The 19,533-nt window shown below is 47.1% G+C and carries 18 protein-coding genes; 15 read left to right on the top strand and 3 right to left on the bottom strand.

From position 1 onward, the window contains the following. Positions 1-58: 58 nt before the first annotated feature. The 7 genes from lepA (at position 59) to MHM95_RS15655 (ending at position 6,292) form a co-directional block, all read left to right on the top strand. A complete protein-coding gene (gene lepA, locus MHM95_RS15685) occupies positions 59-1,846 on the top strand; it encodes a translation elongation factor 4 (protein ID WP_239385728.1) in 1,788 nt (595 codons plus the stop codon). A 21-nt stretch (positions 1,847-1,867) separates the two neighbouring features. Next, the gene (gene lepB / locus MHM95_RS15680) at positions 1,868-2,803 is read left to right on the top strand and encodes a signal peptidase I (RefSeq protein ID WP_022944100.1); all 936 of its coding nucleotides are present in this window, start codon (positions 1,868-1,870) and stop codon (positions 2,801-2,803) included. Between the two features lie 2 nt (positions 2,804-2,805). After that, positions 2,806-3,483 (top strand): ribonuclease III, encoded by a 678-nt coding sequence (gene rnc, locus MHM95_RS15675; protein WP_022944099.1) that lies wholly within the window; start codon positions 2,806-2,808, stop codon positions 3,481-3,483. 1 nt (position 3,484) lies between these two features. Continuing rightward, positions 3,485-4,384 (top strand): GTPase Era, encoded by a 900-nt coding sequence (era, locus tag MHM95_RS15670; RefSeq protein ID WP_138547680.1) that lies wholly within the window; start codon positions 3,485-3,487, stop codon positions 4,382-4,384. A gap of 6 nt (positions 4,385-4,390) precedes the next feature. Continuing rightward, positions 4,391-5,086 (top strand): DNA repair protein RecO, encoded by a 696-nt coding sequence (recO, locus tag MHM95_RS15665; protein ID WP_239385727.1) that lies wholly within the window; start codon positions 4,391-4,393, stop codon positions 5,084-5,086. Between the two features lie 7 nt (positions 5,087-5,093). Then, positions 5,094-5,825 (top strand): pyridoxine 5'-phosphate synthase, encoded by a 732-nt coding sequence (gene pdxJ, locus MHM95_RS15660; RefSeq protein ID WP_022944096.1) that lies wholly within the window; start codon positions 5,094-5,096, stop codon positions 5,823-5,825. Between the two features lie 71 nt (positions 5,826-5,896). Beyond that, positions 5,897-6,292, top strand: a complete 396-nt coding sequence (locus MHM95_RS15655; RefSeq protein ID WP_239385726.1) for a hypothetical protein — start codon at positions 5,897-5,899, stop codon at positions 6,290-6,292. Between the two features lie 26 nt (positions 6,293-6,318). Here the strand turns inward: MHM95_RS15655 and barA are convergent, their stop codons facing one another. Further along, positions 6,319-9,078, bottom strand: a complete 2,760-nt coding sequence (barA, locus tag MHM95_RS15650; protein WP_235419859.1) for a two-component sensor histidine kinase BarA — start codon at positions 9,076-9,078, stop codon at positions 6,319-6,321. Between the two features lie 79 nt (positions 9,079-9,157). Between barA and rlmD the strand changes: the two genes are divergently transcribed. The 5 genes from rlmD (at position 9,158) to eno (ending at position 16,510) form a co-directional block, all read left to right on the top strand. After that, entirely contained in the window at positions 9,158-10,471 is a 1,314-nt protein-coding gene (rlmD, locus tag MHM95_RS15645; RefSeq protein ID WP_239385725.1) for a 23S rRNA (uracil(1939)-C(5))-methyltransferase RlmD, read from the top strand. Between the two features lie 8 nt (positions 10,472-10,479). Beyond that, positions 10,480-12,645 carry a GTP diphosphokinase gene (relA, locus tag MHM95_RS15640; RefSeq protein WP_239385724.1) on the top strand — a complete coding sequence of 722 codons (2,166 nt, stop codon included), beginning with the start codon at positions 10,480-10,482 and terminating at the stop codon, positions 12,643-12,645. Then, entirely contained in the window at positions 12,645-13,406 is a 762-nt protein-coding gene (gene mazG / locus MHM95_RS15635; RefSeq protein ID WP_239385723.1) for a nucleoside triphosphate pyrophosphohydrolase, read from the top strand. Before relA ends, mazG begins: the two co-directional genes overlap by 1 nt. 107 nt (positions 13,407-13,513) lie before the next feature. After that, entirely contained in the window at positions 13,514-15,148 is a 1,635-nt protein-coding gene (locus MHM95_RS15630; protein WP_022944090.1) for a CTP synthase, read from the top strand. Positions 15,149-15,217: 69 nt separating this feature from the next. Beyond that, the gene (eno, locus tag MHM95_RS15625) at positions 15,218-16,510 is read left to right on the top strand and encodes a phosphopyruvate hydratase (protein ID WP_045978620.1); all 1,293 of its coding nucleotides are present in this window, start codon (positions 15,218-15,220) and stop codon (positions 16,508-16,510) included. A 109-nt stretch (positions 16,511-16,619) separates the two neighbouring features. Here eno and MHM95_RS15620 read toward each other — a convergent pair whose 3' ends face one another. After that, entirely contained in the window at positions 16,620-16,862 is a 243-nt protein-coding gene (locus tag MHM95_RS15620; protein ID WP_239385722.1) for a hypothetical protein, read from the bottom strand. A 216-nt stretch (positions 16,863-17,078) separates the two neighbouring features. On the opposite strand from MHM95_RS15620, the gene MHM95_RS15615 reads away from it, so the two are divergent. Then, a complete protein-coding gene (locus tag MHM95_RS15615; RefSeq protein ID WP_022944087.1) occupies positions 17,079-17,402 on the top strand; it encodes a hypothetical protein in 324 nt (107 codons plus the stop codon). Positions 17,403-17,407: 5 nt separating this feature from the next. Further along, the gene (locus MHM95_RS15610; protein ID WP_239385721.1) at positions 17,408-17,839 is read left to right on the top strand and encodes a fosfomycin resistance glutathione transferase; all 432 of its coding nucleotides are present in this window, start codon (positions 17,408-17,410) and stop codon (positions 17,837-17,839) included. A gap of 39 nt (positions 17,840-17,878) precedes the next feature. On the opposite strand, the gene mutH is transcribed toward MHM95_RS15610, so the two are convergent. After that, a complete protein-coding gene (gene mutH, locus MHM95_RS15605) occupies positions 17,879-18,547 on the bottom strand; it encodes a DNA mismatch repair endonuclease MutH (protein ID WP_045978562.1) in 669 nt (222 codons plus the stop codon). Between the two features lie 459 nt (positions 18,548-19,006). Between mutH and rppH the strand changes: the two genes are divergently transcribed. Continuing rightward, positions 19,007-19,528 (top strand): RNA pyrophosphohydrolase, encoded by a 522-nt coding sequence (rppH, locus tag MHM95_RS15600; RefSeq protein ID WP_022944084.1) that lies wholly within the window; start codon positions 19,007-19,009, stop codon positions 19,526-19,528. Positions 19,529-19,533: the final 5 nt, after the last annotated feature.

Below are 19,533 nucleotides of genomic sequence, written 5' to 3'. Positions count from 1 at the left end.
AGGTAAAATCGGGCCTTTATTTACACGAGCTCAAGTTTAAGAAGTCAGAATCCAATTTATGAAGCATATCCGTAACTTTTCGATTATCGCCCATATCGACCATGGTAAATCGACCCTTTCCGATCGTTTGATCCAAGTATGTGGCGGGTTAACCGACCGCGAAATGCAGCAGCAAGTTCTGGATTCAATGGACCTCGAGCGTGAGCGTGGTATTACCATCAAAGCGCAAAGTGTAACCTTGAATTACACCGCCAAAGACGGTGAAACTTATCAGCTTAATTTTATCGACACCCCAGGGCACGTTGACTTCTCCTATGAAGTATCGCGTTCTCTTGCGGCCTGTGAAGGCGCGTTGCTTGTTGTTGATGCTGGCCAGGGTGTCGAAGCACAAACCTTAGCCAACTGTTACACTGCCATTGAAATGGACTTAGAAGTGGTGCCTATTCTTAATAAAATAGACCTACCACAAGCAGATCCACTGCGTGTTGCCGAAGAAATAGAGGACATTGTCGGGATTGATGCCACTGATGCCGTGCAGTGCAGTGCAAAAACAGGAATTGGTATCGACGATGTGCTAGAGCGTATCGTTCGCGATATCCCGCCACCGCAGGGCGACACCGACGGGCCTCTTAAAGCACTTATTGTCGACTCGTGGTTTGACCCTTATCAAGGCGTTGTGTCTTTGGTGCGCATTGTTCAAGGCGAGCTGAAAACGGGCGACAAGATTAAAATCATGTCGAACGAGCAAGTTCATATTGCTGACAAGGTGGGTATCTTTACCCCTAAACAAACTAATACTGGCACACTGAAAACGGGCGAAGTAGGCTTTGTAATCGCCGGTATTAAAGAAATCCATGGTGCGCCAGTCGGTGATACGATTACCTTGGCGAAAAACTCAGCACAAGAGCGTTTACCTGGCTTCCAGCGCGTTAAGCCACAGGTATATGCAGGCATGTTCCCGATTTCTTCGGATCAATACGAGGCATTTCGTGATGCTCTTGATAAGCTCAGTCTCAATGATGCATCGCTGTTTTTCGAACCGGAAAACTCAACCGCATTAGGTTTTGGTTTCCGTTGTGGCTTCTTGGGCATGTTGCACATGGAAATCATCCAAGAACGCTTAGAGCGTGAATATGATATTGACCTCATTACAACCGCGCCTACGGTAATCTATGAGGTTGAGACCAAAGACGGCACGATTCAGATTGATAATCCATCGCAGTTGCCTGCTGTAAACGATATTCTTGAAATTCGCGAGCCTATTGTTGAGGCCAATATTCTTGTGCCACAAGAATACTTAGGCAGCGTTATTACTTTGTGTGTTGATAAGCGCGGCGTGCAAACGCGTATGAATTATCATGGTAATCAAGTGGCTATCACATACGAACTGCCGATGGCCGAAGTGGTGATGGATTTCTTCGATAAGTTGAAGTCGACCAGCCGTGGTTTTGCCTCTCTGGATTATAACTTTAAAGAATTCCGTACCTCAGACATGGTGCGGGTCGATATTCTTATTAACGGCGACCGTGTTGATGCCCTAGCGATGATTTGTCACCGCAATAATGCTCAAGGGCGAGGCCGTGAGCTTGCAGAAGCACTGCGCGAACTTATCCCAAGGCAGATGTTTGATATCGCAATTCAAGCGGCTATTGGCAATCATGTTATTGCCCGCTCGACAGTTAAGCAGTTGCGTAAAAACGTAATCGCTAAATGTTATGGTGGCGACGTGAGCCGTAAGAAAAAGCTCTTGCAGAAGCAAAAAGAAGGTAAAAAGCGTATGAAGCAGCTTGGCAATGTGGAAGTGCCACAAGATGCCTTCTTAGCAATTTTAAAAGTTGGCAAATAATAACAAAAGGAAATGCCTCTGATGGCCGGATATTTCTCCATATTTTTGGTGTTATTAACCCTTGGTTCTGGGTTAATTTGGTTGGTTGACCATCTTGTATATGCACCTAAACGTAAAGAGCGTATAGCCCTAGCTGAAGGGGCGGCGGGTAAAGAACTTGATGAAGAGTTGAAGCAAGAAATCGCACCTGAGCCTGTGCTTACCGAGCATGCTAAGTCGATTTTCCCAATGATCGCTATCATTACGGTGTTTCGCTCTTTCATTTTTGAACCCTTCCAAATTCCATCGGGGTCAATGATGCCGACCCTTTTGGTGGGGGACTTTATCCTCGTACAGAAATACTCTTACGGCGTTAAAGACCCGGTCTGGCGCAGTGAACTTATTGAGACCGGCAAGCCGGAGCGCGGAGATATTGCGGTATTTAAGTTTCCACCAGATCCTAAATTAGACTTTATTAAACGTGTCATTGGGCTGCCTGGCGATGCCATTGTGTATCGCAATAAGCAGCTGTATATCAAACCAAACTGCGCCGAGGGTGAGCGTACTCAAGGTGCATTGCAATGTGGCGAATATAATAAAATTGCGCTAGAGATCATCAATAAGGATGAGTTCTCGCTCAGAGGACAATCGCTGGTGCGGCTGCAAGAGAGTTTGGGTGAAGTTGAGCATGACATTCTGATTAATCCAACGTTGCCTGAATTTAAGAGCAAATATTATCGCCAGCAGGGATCAAAAATTGATGAATGGATTGTTCCCGAAGGCCATTATTTTATGATGGGTGACAATCGCGATAACAGTCAAGATGGACGCGCTTGGGGGTTTGTACCTGAGGCTAACCTTGTCGGTAAGGCCGTGTTTATTTGGATGAGTTTTGAATTTGAACATGAACCAGATAGCGCGCTTCCAAGTTGGGTTCCAACCGGCGTACGATTCGAACGCCTAGGTAATATTCAGTAACAATGAAGAAAAACGTAGCAGAACTTTATAAAAAAATTGGTTATACCTTTAGTGAGCAAAACTTACTAGAGCAAGCCCTTACACACCGCAGCCACAAAGGCCAGCATAACGAGCGCCTGGAGTTCTTAGGTGACTCTATCCTTAGCTTTGTTATTGCCGATGCGTTGTACCACAAGTTTCCTAAAGCGCGAGAGGGCGATTTAAGCCGTATGCGCTCGACCTTGGTTCGTGGGCAAACACTTGCCGAATTTGGCGTTGAATTTGAATTGGGTGATTACCTGCGCTTGGGACCCGGTGAGCTAAAAAGCGGCGGTTATCGCCGTGAGTCTACATTAGCTGATGCGGTAGAAGCGATCATCGGTGCGGTGTTCTTAGACTCCGATATCGATACCTGCCGTGACCTAGTACTAAGCTGGTATGCTACTCGCCTTGAGTCAATTTCCCCAGGAATGAATCAAAAAGATCCAAAAACTCTACTGCAAGAGTTTTTACAGGCGCGCAAACTCCCCTTGCCGGGCTACACTGTGATTGATACGAAAGGTCAAGCGCACAATCAAACATTCACGGTTGAATGTATTGTTGAAGGCATGGACAGCATTATTTCTGTAGGCAGTTCACGCCGTAAAGCAGAGCAAAAAGCGGCGGAAAAAGCCTTAAAGATGTTAAAGAATGACAGCTGATATGCAAACAACTACCCATTGCGGTATGGTCGCCATTGTTGGCCGCCCCAATGTAGGAAAATCGACCTTGCTTAATAAAATTGTTGAGCAAAAGGTCAGTATTACCTCGCGTAAGCCACAGACCACGCGCCATCGCATTATGGGTATCCACACCGAAGATAATTACCAAACGGTTTACGTTGACACACCTGGCTTACACGTAGAGGAAAAACGTGCTATCAACCGGCTAATGAACCGCGCAGCATCAAGCTCAATAGGTGATGTTGAATTGGTGATTTTTGTTGTTGAGGGGACGCATTGGACTGATGATGATGAAATGGTACTCAGCAAAGTCAGTGGCGGCAAAACCCCGGTGTTGGTCGTGATCAATAAGACCGATCAAGTTAAAGACAACAACTTGATTTTGCCGCACATTAAGTGGCTCAGTGAGAAAGGCGATTTTGCTGGCATTATTCCAGTATCGGCAAAACACAACCGCAATCTTGATTTGATCAAAAAAGAGGTACGCGCTCGCTTGCCAGAAAGTGAGTTCTACTTTCCAGAAGATTATATTACCGATCGCTCAATGCGGTTTTTAGCGGCTGAAGTAGTGCGTGAAAAGCTGATGCGCTTTATGGGTGATGAGCTGCCTTACTCGGTTACTGTAGAGATTGAACAGTTTAAGTGGCAAGACAATGGTGTATGGCATATTAATGCACTGATCCTTGTTGAGCGTGAAACACAAAAACGTATGGTGATCGGTAACAAAGGTGAAAAGTTAAAAACTATCGGCCGAGAAGCACGTAAAGACCTTGAGCATATGCTCGATAATAAAGTGTTTTTAGAGCTTTGGGTGAAGGTCAAATCAGGTTGGGCAGATGACGAGAGAGCACTGCGCAGCTTAGGTTATGGCGAAGATTAAACGCCGATGGAAGCCGGTTTTGACCGTGCCTTTTTACTTCATCGTCGAGCCATTAGTGACTCGCAGTGGCTCGCTGATTTTTTAGTACAACACCGTGGTATGATGCGCATGATCGTGCGCCTCAGTGGTAAACACGCCGTAAAACATAAGGCTCAGTTACAGCCTTTCCAACCTTTGCTCATACGCTATCAAGGCGGCGGCGATCTTAAGTATTTGCAGCATTTCGAACTATCAGGCTCACACCCCGCTTTGATTGGTGACAAACTATATTGTGGTTTTTACATGAACGAGTTGGCCGTGCGTATCGTACCTTTGAACGAGCCGCTGGAGCAGGTGTACGACCTTTATCAAGCGCAGCTCAAGGCCTTGGCGGCCACTAACCACATGGCAGCGAGCTTACGCTATTACGAGCTCACTTTATTGGAAAGTTTGGGGTATGGTGTTGATTTTGAATACGATAATACCGGTAAAGAAATCAGCGCTGATTGTCATTATGACTACTATCCAGAGCAAGGGTGGGTGATGCAACAACAGCCTAAATATGGCTATGGTTTTAGCGGTAAGCAAGTGCTTGCAATGGCTGCGCGTGAGTTTACAGATCCTGAAATTCAACAGGCGGCGAAGCATTTTTGTCGCTTTCTACTTAAACCCTTGCTAGGCAGTAAGCCATTGAAAAGCAGAGAATTATTTAAATCAAGGTAAGGCAGCAATGAAAGAAATTCTATTAGGCATTAACGTTGATCATATCGCCACCTTGCGCCAGGCGCGCGGCACTCGTTACCCTGACCCTGCCCATGGCGCAGCAATCGCTGAGCATGCGGGCGCTGATGGCATTACTATCCACCTGCGCGAAGACCGTCGTCATATTCAAGACCGCGATGTGTATGTGATGAAAGACACCATTCAAACCCGTATGAACTTAGAAATGGCGGTGACTGAACAGATGCTGGCCATTGCCCTTGAGGTACAACCCGCGTTTGTATGCCTAGTACCAGAAAAGCGTGAGGAGCTCACCACCGAAGGGGGGCTTGATGTGGTCGGTCAATTCGATAAAGTTGCCGACGCGGTTAAACGACTCACGGCTGCGGGTATCAAAGTCAGTCTATTTATTGATGCCGATAAAGCGCAAATTGATGCCAGTGTGAAAGCGGCGGCACCCTATATTGAAATTCACACCGGAGCCTATGCCGATGCCGAGAATGACCAGCAACAAGCGAAGGAACTAGAAATTATTCGTGAAGGTGTGCGTTATGCTCATAATCAAGGGCTCATCGTCAATGCAGGACATGGCTTGCACTATCATAATGTGAAGCCAATTGCCGCGATGGAAGAAATCTATGAGCTTAATATTGGTCACGCCGTTATTGCTCGTGCGGCCATTGATGGCATGGAAAAAGCGGTTCGTGACATGAAGCGCTTGATGTTAGAAGCGCGGGCGTAATTAGACCCTAAGCACTGGTGCTGCCCAGCTCGGTGGTATGAGTGCTTTGCAGTTGCTGAAGTAAACATAACATGCGCAGCGCCTCAACCGATCTCGATAACAGGGCACCTGTTTGGCTGGCGCTGTCGGAATTGTTTTTAGATACTGCAGTGAGTGATCACTATGATGCTATCGCCCGGTGCTGTGCGCACTCACCTTACAGTCTCAATGAACTTGCCTTTATTTTACATTATGAAGTCGCCCCAGTGCTGTGGCGAAACTTATTATCACCTGCTGGGCACTGGAGTGGTTTTGATGAGCAGTGGCTTATCAGCGCAGTCAAAGCGCATGTACTTAGCGCACGCACACCGCTAAGGCGGGCGTTACTGTATCTGTACTCGCTTTGTTATCGTCGCTATCTGCACCATCATTGGCAGGCATTAGTACCAAGGATAAAGCACTGGCGACAAGTGCAAGGCAATGCTTAATGCACTGCCTTCACGTATCAGTACAGTCAAGATGAGCTGCTTTTCTCTAAACCGGCGTCAGCCATTAGATTGCTCAACTCGTCTTGTAGCTCTAAAAGCTCGGGCTCAATATCATTAATGCTGGCTTTTTCTTTCATTGCAGTTTCAATCAGCTCGGCGAGCTTTTTCAACTTAGGCACGCCGGTATAGCAACAAGCACCATGAAACTTGTGGATTATCGACAGTAAACGTTCATGATCATCTTTTGCCATCGCCTCTTCGATAAGGTTCAGTGTTTCAGGAATACTTAATAGCAACATATTCAGCATCTCTTGGGCCAAATCTTCCTTGCCACCGGCACGTTGCAATGCCAGCTCCCAATTTAAACTGTCGCTGATAAAGGGGGGCTCGCTTAGTGGCGGTTTAGCACTGACGCGCTCACGAGCAAGCTTGTCATTGGGGGCATAATGCAATAGAGCATCGCTGAGCATATCCTCATCTAACGGCTTAGTAAGGTAACTGGCAAAGCCGACATGTTTTAACTGCTCCTTTTCACCATCTAAGGCATGGGCAGTGACCGCAATAATCGGGGTATCTTCATTCAGAGATGACTCTAAGATTAGTTTACACGCGGTAATGCCATCCATAATCGGCATTTGAATGTCCATAAAAATTAAGTCGTAACGATGGCTTTTACATACTTCGACCGCTTGCGCGCCGTTATGTGCGGTATCTAAACTCTCCACTTGTTCTTCGAGTAAGGCACAGATCAGTTTTAGGTTGGCATCATTGTCATCGACCACCAAGGCTTTGAGTGGCAAACGGGTCGTATGATGGTCGTGAGTGTGAATAGTTGGGTGATCCAAGCGAAATGGCGCGGCCAACATTTCGCAGAATTTGCGATGGTTAATTGGCTTACTAAGACACCCATCGGCACCACTGCCAACGAGTGCCTCACGCATATTATGTGACACTGTGTTGAGTAACAAGTAGAGGTAGTCACTGCATTGACGAGCAATGGCAATGAGCTGCTTCATTCTGGCCATGGACTCTGCGCCGCCGGGGTCACCAAGCACACAGATATCGTAGTTGAATGCGTTACTAGCAGCCTGCTCGAGCTCTTCTATGGTGCGGCACCCGGTTAAATGCACGCCCCAAGCCGCCAAAATACTGCTGGTTGCCATATAACTGTGTTCGTTCTGCTCGAAATACAGCACCCGCTTGTTGACCAACGAAGCACAAGGCAGGTCAAGTTCAAAGTGATGTTCAGGTACTTTGAACACGGCGTTGAAGGTAAAACAGGTGCCCTTGCCGGGAGCCGAGTTCAGAGTGATGCGACCGCCCATAGCCTCGACTAAATGTTTGGTAATGATAAGGCCGAGGCCTGTGCCGCCAAATTTTCGGGTAATGGAAGAGTCGGCTTGGCCAAAGGGCGTAAACAAAGTGTCTTGCTTGTCCATGGCAATGCCCACACCCGTATCCTTAACAGATATTAACAATGAGACACGTTCGTCGTTCAACAACCGGCTACTAATATCAATATTGACTTCGCCGTGTTCGGTAAATTTAATGGCATTACTGACTAAGTTAGTCAGTATTTGCCGAAAGCGTGTGGGGTCGCCAACAAGGTGATCGGGCACGTTTGGGTTTACGTGAATAGACAACTCCAGGTTCTTCTCATGAGCGCCGGGGGCTAATAAGGTGAGCACTTCATTAACGGCATCACGGATTTGGAATTGAATGCTTTCCAGTTCCATGGCGCCAGCTTCAAGCTTAGAAAAATCGAGAATGTCACTGATGATTGTCAACAGGCTATTCGCTGAGAGCTCAATGGTATCGAGGTAATCTTTTTGGTTTTTATTCAGTGGCGTTTTATAAAGCTGGCGGGCAAATCCGATGACTCCGTTCAGTGGGGTACGCAGTTCATGACTCATTTTCGCTAAGAAGTCTGATTTAACTTGGTTGGCAGCCAATGCATCACGTTTGGCGATATTGAGCTGGATGTTTTGCATCTCATACTGCTCGAGGGTTTCTTGATAATCAGCAGTGGCTTGGTCAATATGACGCTGCATCTCATCCTTTTCTTCGGCCATATGCTGGTTAATATGCAGTAACCCTTGGCGCAGCTGTTCGAGCTCGCCCTGCATTGGCTTTTGAATATTATCAGCCTCTTTCCCATGAGCGACTTCTTGGGTTGCTTGAACTAAACGCGACAGTGGCTGAGTGATCATACGGCTCAAACGAATCGATATCACCACGGCAAAGCCAATGGCTAGCAGAATGACCGCAGCACTGATCAGCACCGCCTTTTGCTGCTCGACTACCGCAACTTGGCGATTAAATTGCACCATGACAATGCCATTAGTTTTAAAAGGCTGATGACTCGGCGCATTGGGGTCAAGTATGCCATGGTAGATAACCAGGAAATCGCCTTCTCGGGTGGTTTTGCTACTGGTTTTATTATCAAGCGTCGGTACTTGGGTTAAACGCGCAAACTCACGGTGTAAGTTGCTGGCCAACACCAGTTCATCGTTGCTATCGAAAATAGCAACGGACTTAATAAGAGGTGAGTGTTTGTTATGAATATGCCTGGCGATGCGCTCAAGTGCGCCTTGGTCGTTGTTCGCCAATGGGTTTTCCAGCGCTATACTTAAGGGCTCGATGATCGTATTACCTTGCTCGATAAGAAATTCATCCAGCTCAAGGTAGCGATTTATAGTAAAATAACCGCCAAGTAACAGACCAATCACCACAGTAGGCACCAAGGTCAGGATCAATACCGAGTCCCGCAGGCCTAATCGGTTCATAATCAACCATATTTTTTGTCTGTGATAGGTTTAGGTTATAGCTTTCACAGGCCTTTCGCAATGTTAATTAGGGTAGTCAATGGCGAAGTTCTTTAAGCCCACAAAAAAATCAGTCAGTCAGCGCTTTCGTACCTTGTCGATATCCGGGCTCGACCACCATGGTCGCGGTGTCGCCAAAGATAAAGGTAAAGTGATCTTTGTTGCTGGGGCGCTCGGATCGGAGCAAGTCAAAGCAGAAATACTCAGCGATAAAAAGAATTACGCTGAAGCACGCTGTGTGAAAGTATTAAGCCCCAGTGCTGAACGAGTGGAGCCAAAGTGCCAACACTACCAGCACTGTGGTGGTTGTAACTTGCAGCACCTCGAGACAAGTGCACAGTTGGCTGAAAAACAAAAATCGTTAGCGGCGTTATTTCATAAGTTCACTGGGCTCAGTTCATTGCCATGGCAGAGTCCCATTGATAGCTCACCTTGGCATTATCGTCGTAGTGCCCGGGTAAGCGTATATTGTGATAATAAGCAAGAGACCATCAAAGTAGGTTTTCGCCAGCAGGGATCAAAACAGATCACTAATATTGTTGCTTGCCCGGTGCTTGATGCAGGGTTTATGGGTGTCTTTGACTTCTTTCGTGATGTTATTGGTGCGCATCGTGCTTTGCGCTGTATTACCCATTTACAGTTGGTGAGTGCCAAAGAACATAATTTCATTGTTGTACGCCACACTAAAACAATAGCGCAAGCACTGCGCGAAGATATAAACGCGCAGGCGCAACAACACAATTGGCAACTTGTTTGGCAAAGTGAAGCGCAGCAGAGCTTGCCTAGCACTTACTATGAGCTGGAAAGTAGTCAGCTCCGCCTTGGCTTTGGTTTGCAAAATTTCATTCAAGTAAATGCCGAGGTCAACGACAAAATGCTTACGCAAGCCATGTCATGGCTTAATTTAGCGGCGCATGAGCGGGTATTGGATTTGTTTTGTGGGGTGGGCAATTTCTCGTTGTTAGCGGCCATGCAAGCACAGCATGTTACGGGTGTCGAAGGAGTTGAATCGGCCGTCTCTCATGCGCGCGACAATGCTCAGCATAATGGCATTGATAACTGTGATTTTTATTGCAGTGACCTCACGCAGCCATTAGCGCAAGCACAGTGGTTTTCAAGTGAACTTGATGTGTTGATCCTCGATCCATCTCGTACTGGTGCTGAGGCGGTGCTTGCGCAATTACCGTGCAATCAGTTTAAACGTATCTTGTACGTGTCGTGCGATCCCGTTACTCTGGCCAGAGACAGTAAAATTATACTCGCCAGCGGACACCAGCTAACTAAGCTTGGGATAATGAATATGTTCCCACATACCGGGCATATTGAAACAATGGCCTTATTCGAACGGGGGTAGTTGCGGCCATGGTGGCAACCAGACAATCACACCGTACAGCACAGATAGAGAGCTTTGATACGGCGCTAAATCAACTAGCTCTGAGCGATGACAAACATGCGTTAGTGAAAGCGGCCGCCGACTATTGTGGTGAGCGCCAGTGCGCCGAGCATGACCGTCTTGCCTTAGAGATGGTAGAAATTTTGGCGCAGTTAAACCTGGACGCCAATTCATTGGCGACGGCCTACCTAACGCCCTATTTCCTTGCTGGTTGTATAGATATTGAAGACACTCGCAACACCTTCAACAAAGACGTGGGTCTGTTACTCAAAGGGGTGGAGCAAATGGCAACCATCAGCACTTTGGCTCATGCTGGCAGCGGCCAAGTGCAGGTGGATAAAATTCGCCGCATGCTGTTGGCAATGGTGGAAGACGTTCGCGCGGTGGTGATTAAACTCGCGCAGCAGGTTTGCTATTTGCGTGAAGTGAAAAATGCCGAAGAAGAAGAGCGCGTAATTGCAGCCAAAGAAACCGCTAATATTTTTGCCCCTCTTGCAAACCGTCTTGGTATTGGTCAGTTAAAGTGGGAGCTAGAAGATTTAGCTTTTCGCTATTTGCATCCACAAACCTACAAACGCATTGCTAAATTGCTTGAAGAGAAGCGCTTAGACCGTGAAGCGTATATGCGCGATATGGTCAAGCAGGTAGAAGACAAGCTTACCCAAGCGGGAATTCAGGCGCAGGTATATGGCCGCCCGAAGCACATTTTCAGTATTTTTAAGAAAATGAGCAAAAAGAACTACGAGTTTGATCAATTATTCGACATTCGTGCCATGCGCATCATCGTCGATGAAATTCAAGATTGTTACGGTGCCTTGGGTATCGTACACACCAGTTGGCGTCATTTACCCAAAGAGTTTGACGATTATGTTGCCACACCCAAACCGAACGGCTATCAATCCATTCATACCGTGGTCTTCGGGCCGGAAGGAAAAACCGTAGAAATTCAGATCCGTACCCAGCAAATGCATGAGGATGCGGAGCTAGGTGTGGCGGCACATTGGATGTATAAAGAAGGTGCACTGCCTGGTCGGGACTCGGGTTACGAGCAAAAAATTAATTGGTTGCAGAAGATTCTGCAGTGGCAAGAAGATGTCGTGGATGGCACCGACCTAGCGGATGAATTGAAAAACCAGGTGGTCGAAGACCGGGTCTACGTGTTCACCCCGCGCGGCGATATTTTCGATTTACCCCATGGGGCAACCCCCTTGGATTTTGCCTATTACATTCATTCCAACGTTGGTCATCGTTGTGTTGGCGCTAAGGTATTTGGCAAGATTGTGCCTTTCACCTACCAGTTACAAACTGGTGATCAGGTCGAGATTCTTACCCAAAAAGAGCCCAATCCGAGCCGTGATTGGCTTAATCCTAGCTTAGGGTATATCCGCTCCTCACGAGCACGTTCGAAGATCCACCACTGGTTTAAGCAGCTAGATCGAGACAAAAACTTACAAGCTGGTAAGGATATTCTCGATGGCGAGCTGCAAAAGCTCGATATTCACTACAAAGACCTCGAGCCGGCGATTAAGCGTTTTAATTTCTCAGCTCTTGATGACCTCTTGGTCGCTATCGGTGCCGGTGATGTGCGTCTAAATCAGCTGCTTAACTTTGTGCAAAACAAAGGTGAAAGCGAACCACAAATCAAGTTCAAGCCGCACCGAGGTAATCACAAAGGCGATAAAAATGGCATCGTGGTTGATGGCGTTGGTTCGCTGATGAGCCATATGGCGGGCTGCTGTGAGCCGGTGCCGGGCGATAGCATTTGTGGCTATATTACTCAGGGTCGAGGCATCGCGGTGCATCGCAGTGACTGTGAGCAATTTGCGCAGCTACAAGAGCGTCACCCCGAGCGCATTGTGGAGGTCAGTTGGTCGCAAAAAACCAGCCAAGACTTTGCTCTGTCAATTAAGGTCGAGGCCAACGATCGCCAAGGGTTAATTCGCGATATCAGCGCGGTGCTCGCCAATGAGAAGGTCAATGTGATGAGCATGAATGTGAATACTATTGATGAGAAGCAACTGGCGATATTTTCGATGAAGATCGCGGTCTCAGACCTAAGCAGCACCAATCGACTGCTAACGAAGTTACTGCAAATTGATGGCGTGTACGATGCCAACCGAGTTGGAGCTAGCTAATGGGCTCTGTTGATGAACTATTGGCGATTATGGCCAAGCTGCGCTGTCCTGAGTCGGGTTGCGAATGGGATTTGGGGCAAGATTTTCACACCATAGTGCCGCACACTATTGAGGAAGCCTATGAGGTCGCCGACACCATAGAGCGTGGTGATTTTACTGCCCTTAAAGCCGAGCTTGGCGACCTGTTATTTCAGGTGATTTTTTATGCGCAACTGGGAAAAGAACAGCAGCTGTTTGATTTTGAAGACATCGTCAGTGGTTTAAATCGTAAGCTCAAGCAGCGTCATGGTCATATTTTTGCCGATGAAGCCGAGCCCGGAAATTGGGAGCAGCGCAAGCATCAGCAGCGCCAAGCGCAAGGGCAAAAGCAGCTTCTAGACGATATTCCCAGCAATCTTCCAGCGCTCAGTGCGGCTCACAAAATTCAAAAGCGGGTCGCCAGTGTGGGCTTTGATTGGCCCTGCATTAGCGGCGCTTTGGATAAGGTGAATGAAGAGGTCGAGGAAGTGCGTGAGGCCATCAACATTGATCCACACAGCGATCACAGTGCTGAAGAAATTGGTGATTTGCTGTTTGCCACCGTTAATGTCGCTCGCCATCTTGGTCGTGACCCTGAGCAGTTACTGCGCCAAGCCAATCGAAAATTCACTAAGCGATTCAACCAAGTGGAAGTACACATCAATGAGCAGCAGCACAGCCTTAAGGACGCCTCATTAGCGCAAATGGAAGCAGCGTGGCAAAAGGTCAAATCACAAGAGTAAGGCCGCACCCGTAGGCCAATTTAAACTGGATTGGCGAAGGTGGCTTTGCTATACTATCGCCCCGTCTTGATTCTATTTAATCCATTTCCTGATATCTTAGGGTTCGCATGAGTACAAAATTTATCTTCGTTACGGGCGGGGTGGTTTCCTCGTTGGGTAAAGGTATTGCCGCAGCGTCTTTGGCCGCTATTTTAGAAGCACGTGGCTTAAAGGTGACCATCTTAAAGCTGGATCCTTATATCAACGTTGACCCGGGCACTATGAGCCCGATTCAACACGGTGAAGTGTTTGTTACCGAAGACGGGGCTGAAACAGACCTTGACCTAGGTCACTACGAGCGCTTTATCCGCACCAAAATGACCAGCCGCAACAACTTCACTCAAGGACGCGTATACGAAGATGTGTTGCGCCGTGAGCGCCGTGGTGAGTACCTAGGCGCCACCATTCAGGTTATTCCACATATCACTAACGATATCAAACGCCGTGTGATTGAAGGCGCAGAAGGGCATGATGTGGCCATCGTGGAAATCGGCGGCACGGTTGGTGATATTGAATCACAACCTTTCTTAGAAGCAATCCGTCAGCTTGGTACCGAGCTTGGACGTGAAAATGCGCTGTTCATGCACTTAACTCTAGTGCCTTTCTTAGGCCCGGCAGGAGAAGTGAAAACCAAGCCTACGCAGCACTCGGTGAAAGAGCTTCGTTCCATCGGTATTCAGCCTGATGTGCTGGTATGCCGTTCGGCGTGTAAATTGCCGGCCAACGAGCGCGCTAAAATAGCACTATTCACCAATGTTGAAGAAAAAGCGGTTATCTCACTGCAAGACGTCGACAGCATTTACAAAATTCCGGCGTTATTAAAGTCGCAAGATTTAGACAATATTATTTGTCGCCGTTTTTACTTAGATTGCCCAGAAGCGGATCTGTCTGAGTGGGAACAAGTACTGTATCAAGAGTCGAACCCAATTGGGGAAGTGACCATAGGTATGGTCGGTAAGTATATTGAGCTTCCTGATGCTTATAAATCGGTGAATGAAGCCCTTAAACATGCCGGTTTGAAGAATCGCTTAACTGTTAATATCCAGTATGTTGACTCCCAGGATATTGAGAGCAAAGGCGTTGAATTACTGCACGGCTTAGACGCTATCCTCGTACCGGGTGGCTTTGGCGGCCGAGGTATTGAAGGCAAAATTCGCACAGCGCAGTATGCTCGTGAAAACAAGGTGCCTTACCTAGGTATTTGTTTGGGGATGCAAGTCGCATTGATTGAATACGCACGCAACGTTGCTGGCCTAGAAGGGGCGAACTCAACCGAATTTGATGCCGGCTCTGCGCATCCGGTGGTTGGCCTTATCACCGAGTGGCTGGATAAAGACGGTAATGTTGAAATGCGTGATGCAGACTCTGATTTAGGCGGCACTATGCGTTTAGGCGCGCAGTTATGTCACCTTAAAGAGGGTTCAAAAGTACGCGAGGTGTACGGCAGTGACCAAGTGGTTGAGCGTCACCGCCACCGCTACGAAGTAAACAACAATTATGTTGAACAACTTGAGCAAGCGGGTCTGAAATTCACCGGTCTCTCCGAAGATAAAAAGCTGGTGGAAATCATCGAAAATGAAGATCATCCATGGTTTATTGCGGCGCAATTCCACCCGGAATTCACCTCAACACCACGCGATGGTCACCCACTATTTGAAGGTTTCGTGGCAGCAGCAAACAGCTTCCAGAAACAATCTTCGTAATTGTCAGATAAAGCCGTGCTCATGCACGGCTTTTTCGTTTTACACTTGGGACAAGAGGAATCAAGCAAGATGTCAGAAATTGTTAAAGTGATCGGCCGTGAAGTGATGGACTCACGAGGTAACCCAACTGTTGAAGCTGAGGTTCACCTAGCCAGTGGTGCATGGGGTCGTGCCTGTGCTCCATCAGGTGCATCAACCGGTACGCGAGAAGCATTGGAGCTGCGCGACGGCGACAAAGCACGTTACCTAGGCAAAGGTGTGCTAACCGCAGTCGGTTACGTAAACAACGAAATTGCCACCGCATTAAAAGGTCAAAATGCCCTTGAACAACGCGCTATAGATGCGGTGATGTTAGAGCTAGATGGCACTGAAAACAAAGAAAAACTAGGTGCAAACGCGATTTTGGCTGTGTCTTTAGCGAATGCTAAAGCAGCCGCTCAAGAAAAGGGCGTAGAGCTGTTCGAACATATCGCTGATATCAATGGCACCTCAGGTAACTACTCTATGCCTGTGCCGATGATGAACATTCTTAACGGTGGTGAACACGCCGATAACAACGTTGATATTCAAGAGTTTATGGTTCAGCCAGTAGGCGCATCTAGCTTCCGTGAAGCGCTGCGCATGGGCGCGGAAATTTTCCATAGCTTGAAGAAAGTACTCAGTGCTCGCGGCTTAAATACTGCGGTGGGTGATGAAGGTGGTTTTGCCCCTGATCTGAAGTCGAACGAAGAAGCTCTGGAAGTGATCGCTGAAGCGGTTAAAGCTGCCGGTTATGAGCTCAACAAAGACGTGACCTTGGCGCTTGATTGTGCTGCGTCAGAGTTTTACCACGATGGTAAATATGACCTTAAAGGTGAAGGCAAAGAGTTTGATTCTGCTGGGTTTGCAGATTTCTTGGCTGACTTGGCGGCGCGCTATCCAATCATCTCTATTGAAGATGGCTTGGATGAGAGTGACTGGGACGGCTGGAAAATTCTGACTGACAAAATTGGCGATAAGGTGCAATTGGTCGGCGATGATTTATTCGTAACAAACACGAAAATCTTAAAGCGCGGTATTGATGAAAGCATTGGTAACTCGATTCTTATCAAGTTTAACCAAATTGGTTCTCTGTCTGAAACCTTGGATGCGATCAAAATGGCGCAAGATGCGGGCTTCACAGCGGTTATTTCACACCGCAGTGGTGAAACTGAAGACGCCACCATCGCTGATTTGGCAGTAGGCACAGCAGCCGGTCAAATTAAGACGGGTTCATTGTGTCGCTCTGACCGTGTCGCTAAGTACAACCAGTTGCTACGTATTGAGCAGCAACTGGGTGATAAAGCGGTATATAAAGGTCGCTCGGAAATCAAAGGTCAATAACCAGTTGTTGAACAAAAAAACCGCAGCTCAGCTGCGGTTTTTTTATTGCTGGTATTATCAAGCACTTAAAAGCTTGGCTTGTGGTTAAATAGCACCACTAATACGAAGGTTATTGAAGGCTGTTGGTTGTACCGCGATTGAGCTCACGTTTTACGTAATCTTGACCTGCTTTTTCTTGTGCTGCTTTTTCTTCAGCAGTCATACAGACGCGCTTGGGTATGTTCGAGCCAGTCGGCCTTTTCAACTCACAAATCAGGCCGTCATTATTAGCGGTTTGTCCTTCATTAGTTTGGCCAGCGCAACCACTTAATAGCACCACTGCACATCCTGCCAAAAGCAATCCTAATTTCATTATTATCTCCTTAATAGTCCGTTAGCCCTCTTTTGGGGCCACCTTCATGTTATAAGGGAATTACTTTTCAGTTGCCAGTAAAGTAAGTGTTATTAATTGTTTTTAATAGTTAAATTAACCTGTTGTTAATATTGTTTACCTTTCATTGTTGTGTCACTATGAGTCTAAATCGGAACAGTCGCTGTATCTGCATTGGTAACGCTCAAGGAGGGCAGGGTGACAGTACTTTATTTTCTCGGATGTCCAGAATTAGACACGCTTAATACCGATGAGCGTAGTCAGGTCGTGGAACAGGCCTATAAAGAGTTTCGGGCAGTGCACCCGGTAAAATGGGCGATACGCTGGTTGTTAATTGTCTTGGCGCTATTACCCTCGGTGATACTAGGCGTGTTGATTGGCACTGAGGCTGCGCTCGCCAGTGCAGTGATAGCTATGGTGCTACTGCACATTGTCATTGCAGAGAAAGAGAGCACCTTAGCGCGCCATTATTTGCACCAGCATTTCAGCGAGCTCTGTGCGAAAGTGTTGCTTAAGTACTAAAACTGATGTTGCTAGGCATCAATCATCTTACTTTGACGGTGCATGATTTGCGGCGTTCGTTACAGTTTTACTCCGAGCTGCTATGTTTCACTCCGTTAGTGCGTTGGCGCCAAGGTGCTTACCTGCAAAACCAAGAACTGTGGCTATGCCTTAATGTTGGCCGACCCCAACCAGCGCAAGATTACTCCCATATTGCTCTAACGGTGGAGCCAAACCGTTTTTGTGAATTGCAACAGCGATTAACCGCCGCTGATGTGTGTTTTTGGCAGGAAAATAGCAGTGAAGGAAACTCTTTGTATTTCCTAGACCCTGATGGTCACAAGTTAGAAGCGCATGTTGGCGATTTAGGTAGTCGATTAGCAGCGATAGCGCAAAAGCCCTACGAACAATTGCATTGGTATCCACAAGGGCAGGCAGTGATAAAAGGCTATGATTGATACCTAAATCGGCGCTAGTTAGTCCGTTACAGACTGGGTTTATAAGGCGAAATGGTTGGCTAGAATCTGTCTCGTAAAATGGGTTTTAAGGTAAAAGCCACGGGGCAGAGTTTGAATTGTTTTGCCTTGTGGGCCAATGGCGTCGGTTAACGCTTGGCTGTTTGCTGCTTTAGGACGCAGTTGCAATACTTCGCCATAATGGCCGTTGAGCGTTTCTATTTTCCCCAATGCAATCAGCTCGGTGAGCTCCTCCCAATCACGTTTAAGCTGTGCAAACTGTTGCTCATTGGGACGCCACAAAAAGCCACTGCCAATGACTCTGTCGATTACTGCGATATCACGTTCGGCCAGTATTGGCAGCCACAGTACGTGATTAAGCTTCTTGTACACTGTGCTTTGTTCAAAGGTCAGCCCTTGTAGATTGGTTAAGGGGGCGACACTGACAAAGGTCGTCTCCAGTGGCAAACCTTTTTGCGAGATGGGCAGCGTTTTCAGTTCGACACCTAATGACACAAAGTCGGGTTCGGGCAGTGAGCCAGCACTGGCTCCTAACGCAAGTTCAATAAGCTGACCAACCCAGCCTTTTTCACGCAGCAAGTCTTGCGGTGTTTTAAAGCCCAGCTCACCTGCCAATTGTCCCAGCGTTTTACCTGCTATAGCATCGACCCGTTGTTGCAGTTGACTAAGGGTTTGTGGCGGTGCGTTCATGTCTTTGTCTCTAGAGTATTTCAATCGCTATGTTAGCAAACTCTTGCGTAGCGGAGAATGCGTCACCTTACTATCTCGGCTAAGTATTGCTAGCAAGTGCCTTAGTTGGTGTTATTTTGAACATGTTTTCAGTGGTTAAAATAACATCGCTTTATAAGTCCTTGTCGAAAAATAACATTATGAAAAATAAAGACATTTTCCATTTTTCCTCTCGGGCTTTAATAATGTGCTGTTGTTTTAATCCACAAAATACAGTCCTATAAACATATTTATCCACAGAATCTGTGGAGAAACACCTTTTTATGATTATCAATTGTGGATTTGTTCTATTTTTACCCTTGTTTTTTAAAAGTTATGCACAACTTGTGAGTAAGTTGGTGTTTAGTGCGAATAATATTTGCTGTGCTTTAGGGATTATGGAACAATCGATAAAAATCGACTTACAAATGAGGCACTAAGGTGATTGATGCCGAAGGTTTTCGTGCCAATGTCGGAATCGTAATTTGTAATAACCAAGGCCAAGTCTTTTGGGCTCGTCGTTACGGACAGCATTCTTGGCAATTCCCGCAAGGTGGCGTAGACGATGGGGAAACGCCCGAGCAAACCATGTATCGTGAATTACACGAGGAGGTTGGCTTACTCCCTGAAGATGTAGAGATACTGGCAAGTTCTAGACATTGGTTGCGTTATAAGTTACCGAAGCGGTTGATCCGCAGAGATTCCACACCTGTGTGTATTGGCCAAAAACAAAAATGGTTCTTGCTAAAATTAAAGTGCAAAGATGAAGACGTAGATTTACTTAAAACTCACCACCCTGAGTTTGATGACTGGCGTTGGGTGAGTTATTGGTATCCTGTGCGTCAGGTCGTGGCCTTTAAACGCGACGTATACCGCCGGGTAATGAAAGAGTTTGCGCCGGTTGCTATGCCTTTTAATCGCAAGGAGTCACAGCCGCAAGGGCAGTGGCGCCAACGCCGATAGGAGAA

This window comes from Pseudoalteromonas sp. CnMc7-15 (assembly GCF_022347925.1).
In the GTDB taxonomy this organism is placed as follows: domain Bacteria; phylum Pseudomonadota; class Gammaproteobacteria; order Enterobacterales; family Alteromonadaceae; genus Pseudoalteromonas; species Pseudoalteromonas ruthenica.
Note: the sequence above shows the minus strand (reverse complement) of the source record. Positions and strands in the feature narration are given on the sequence as shown.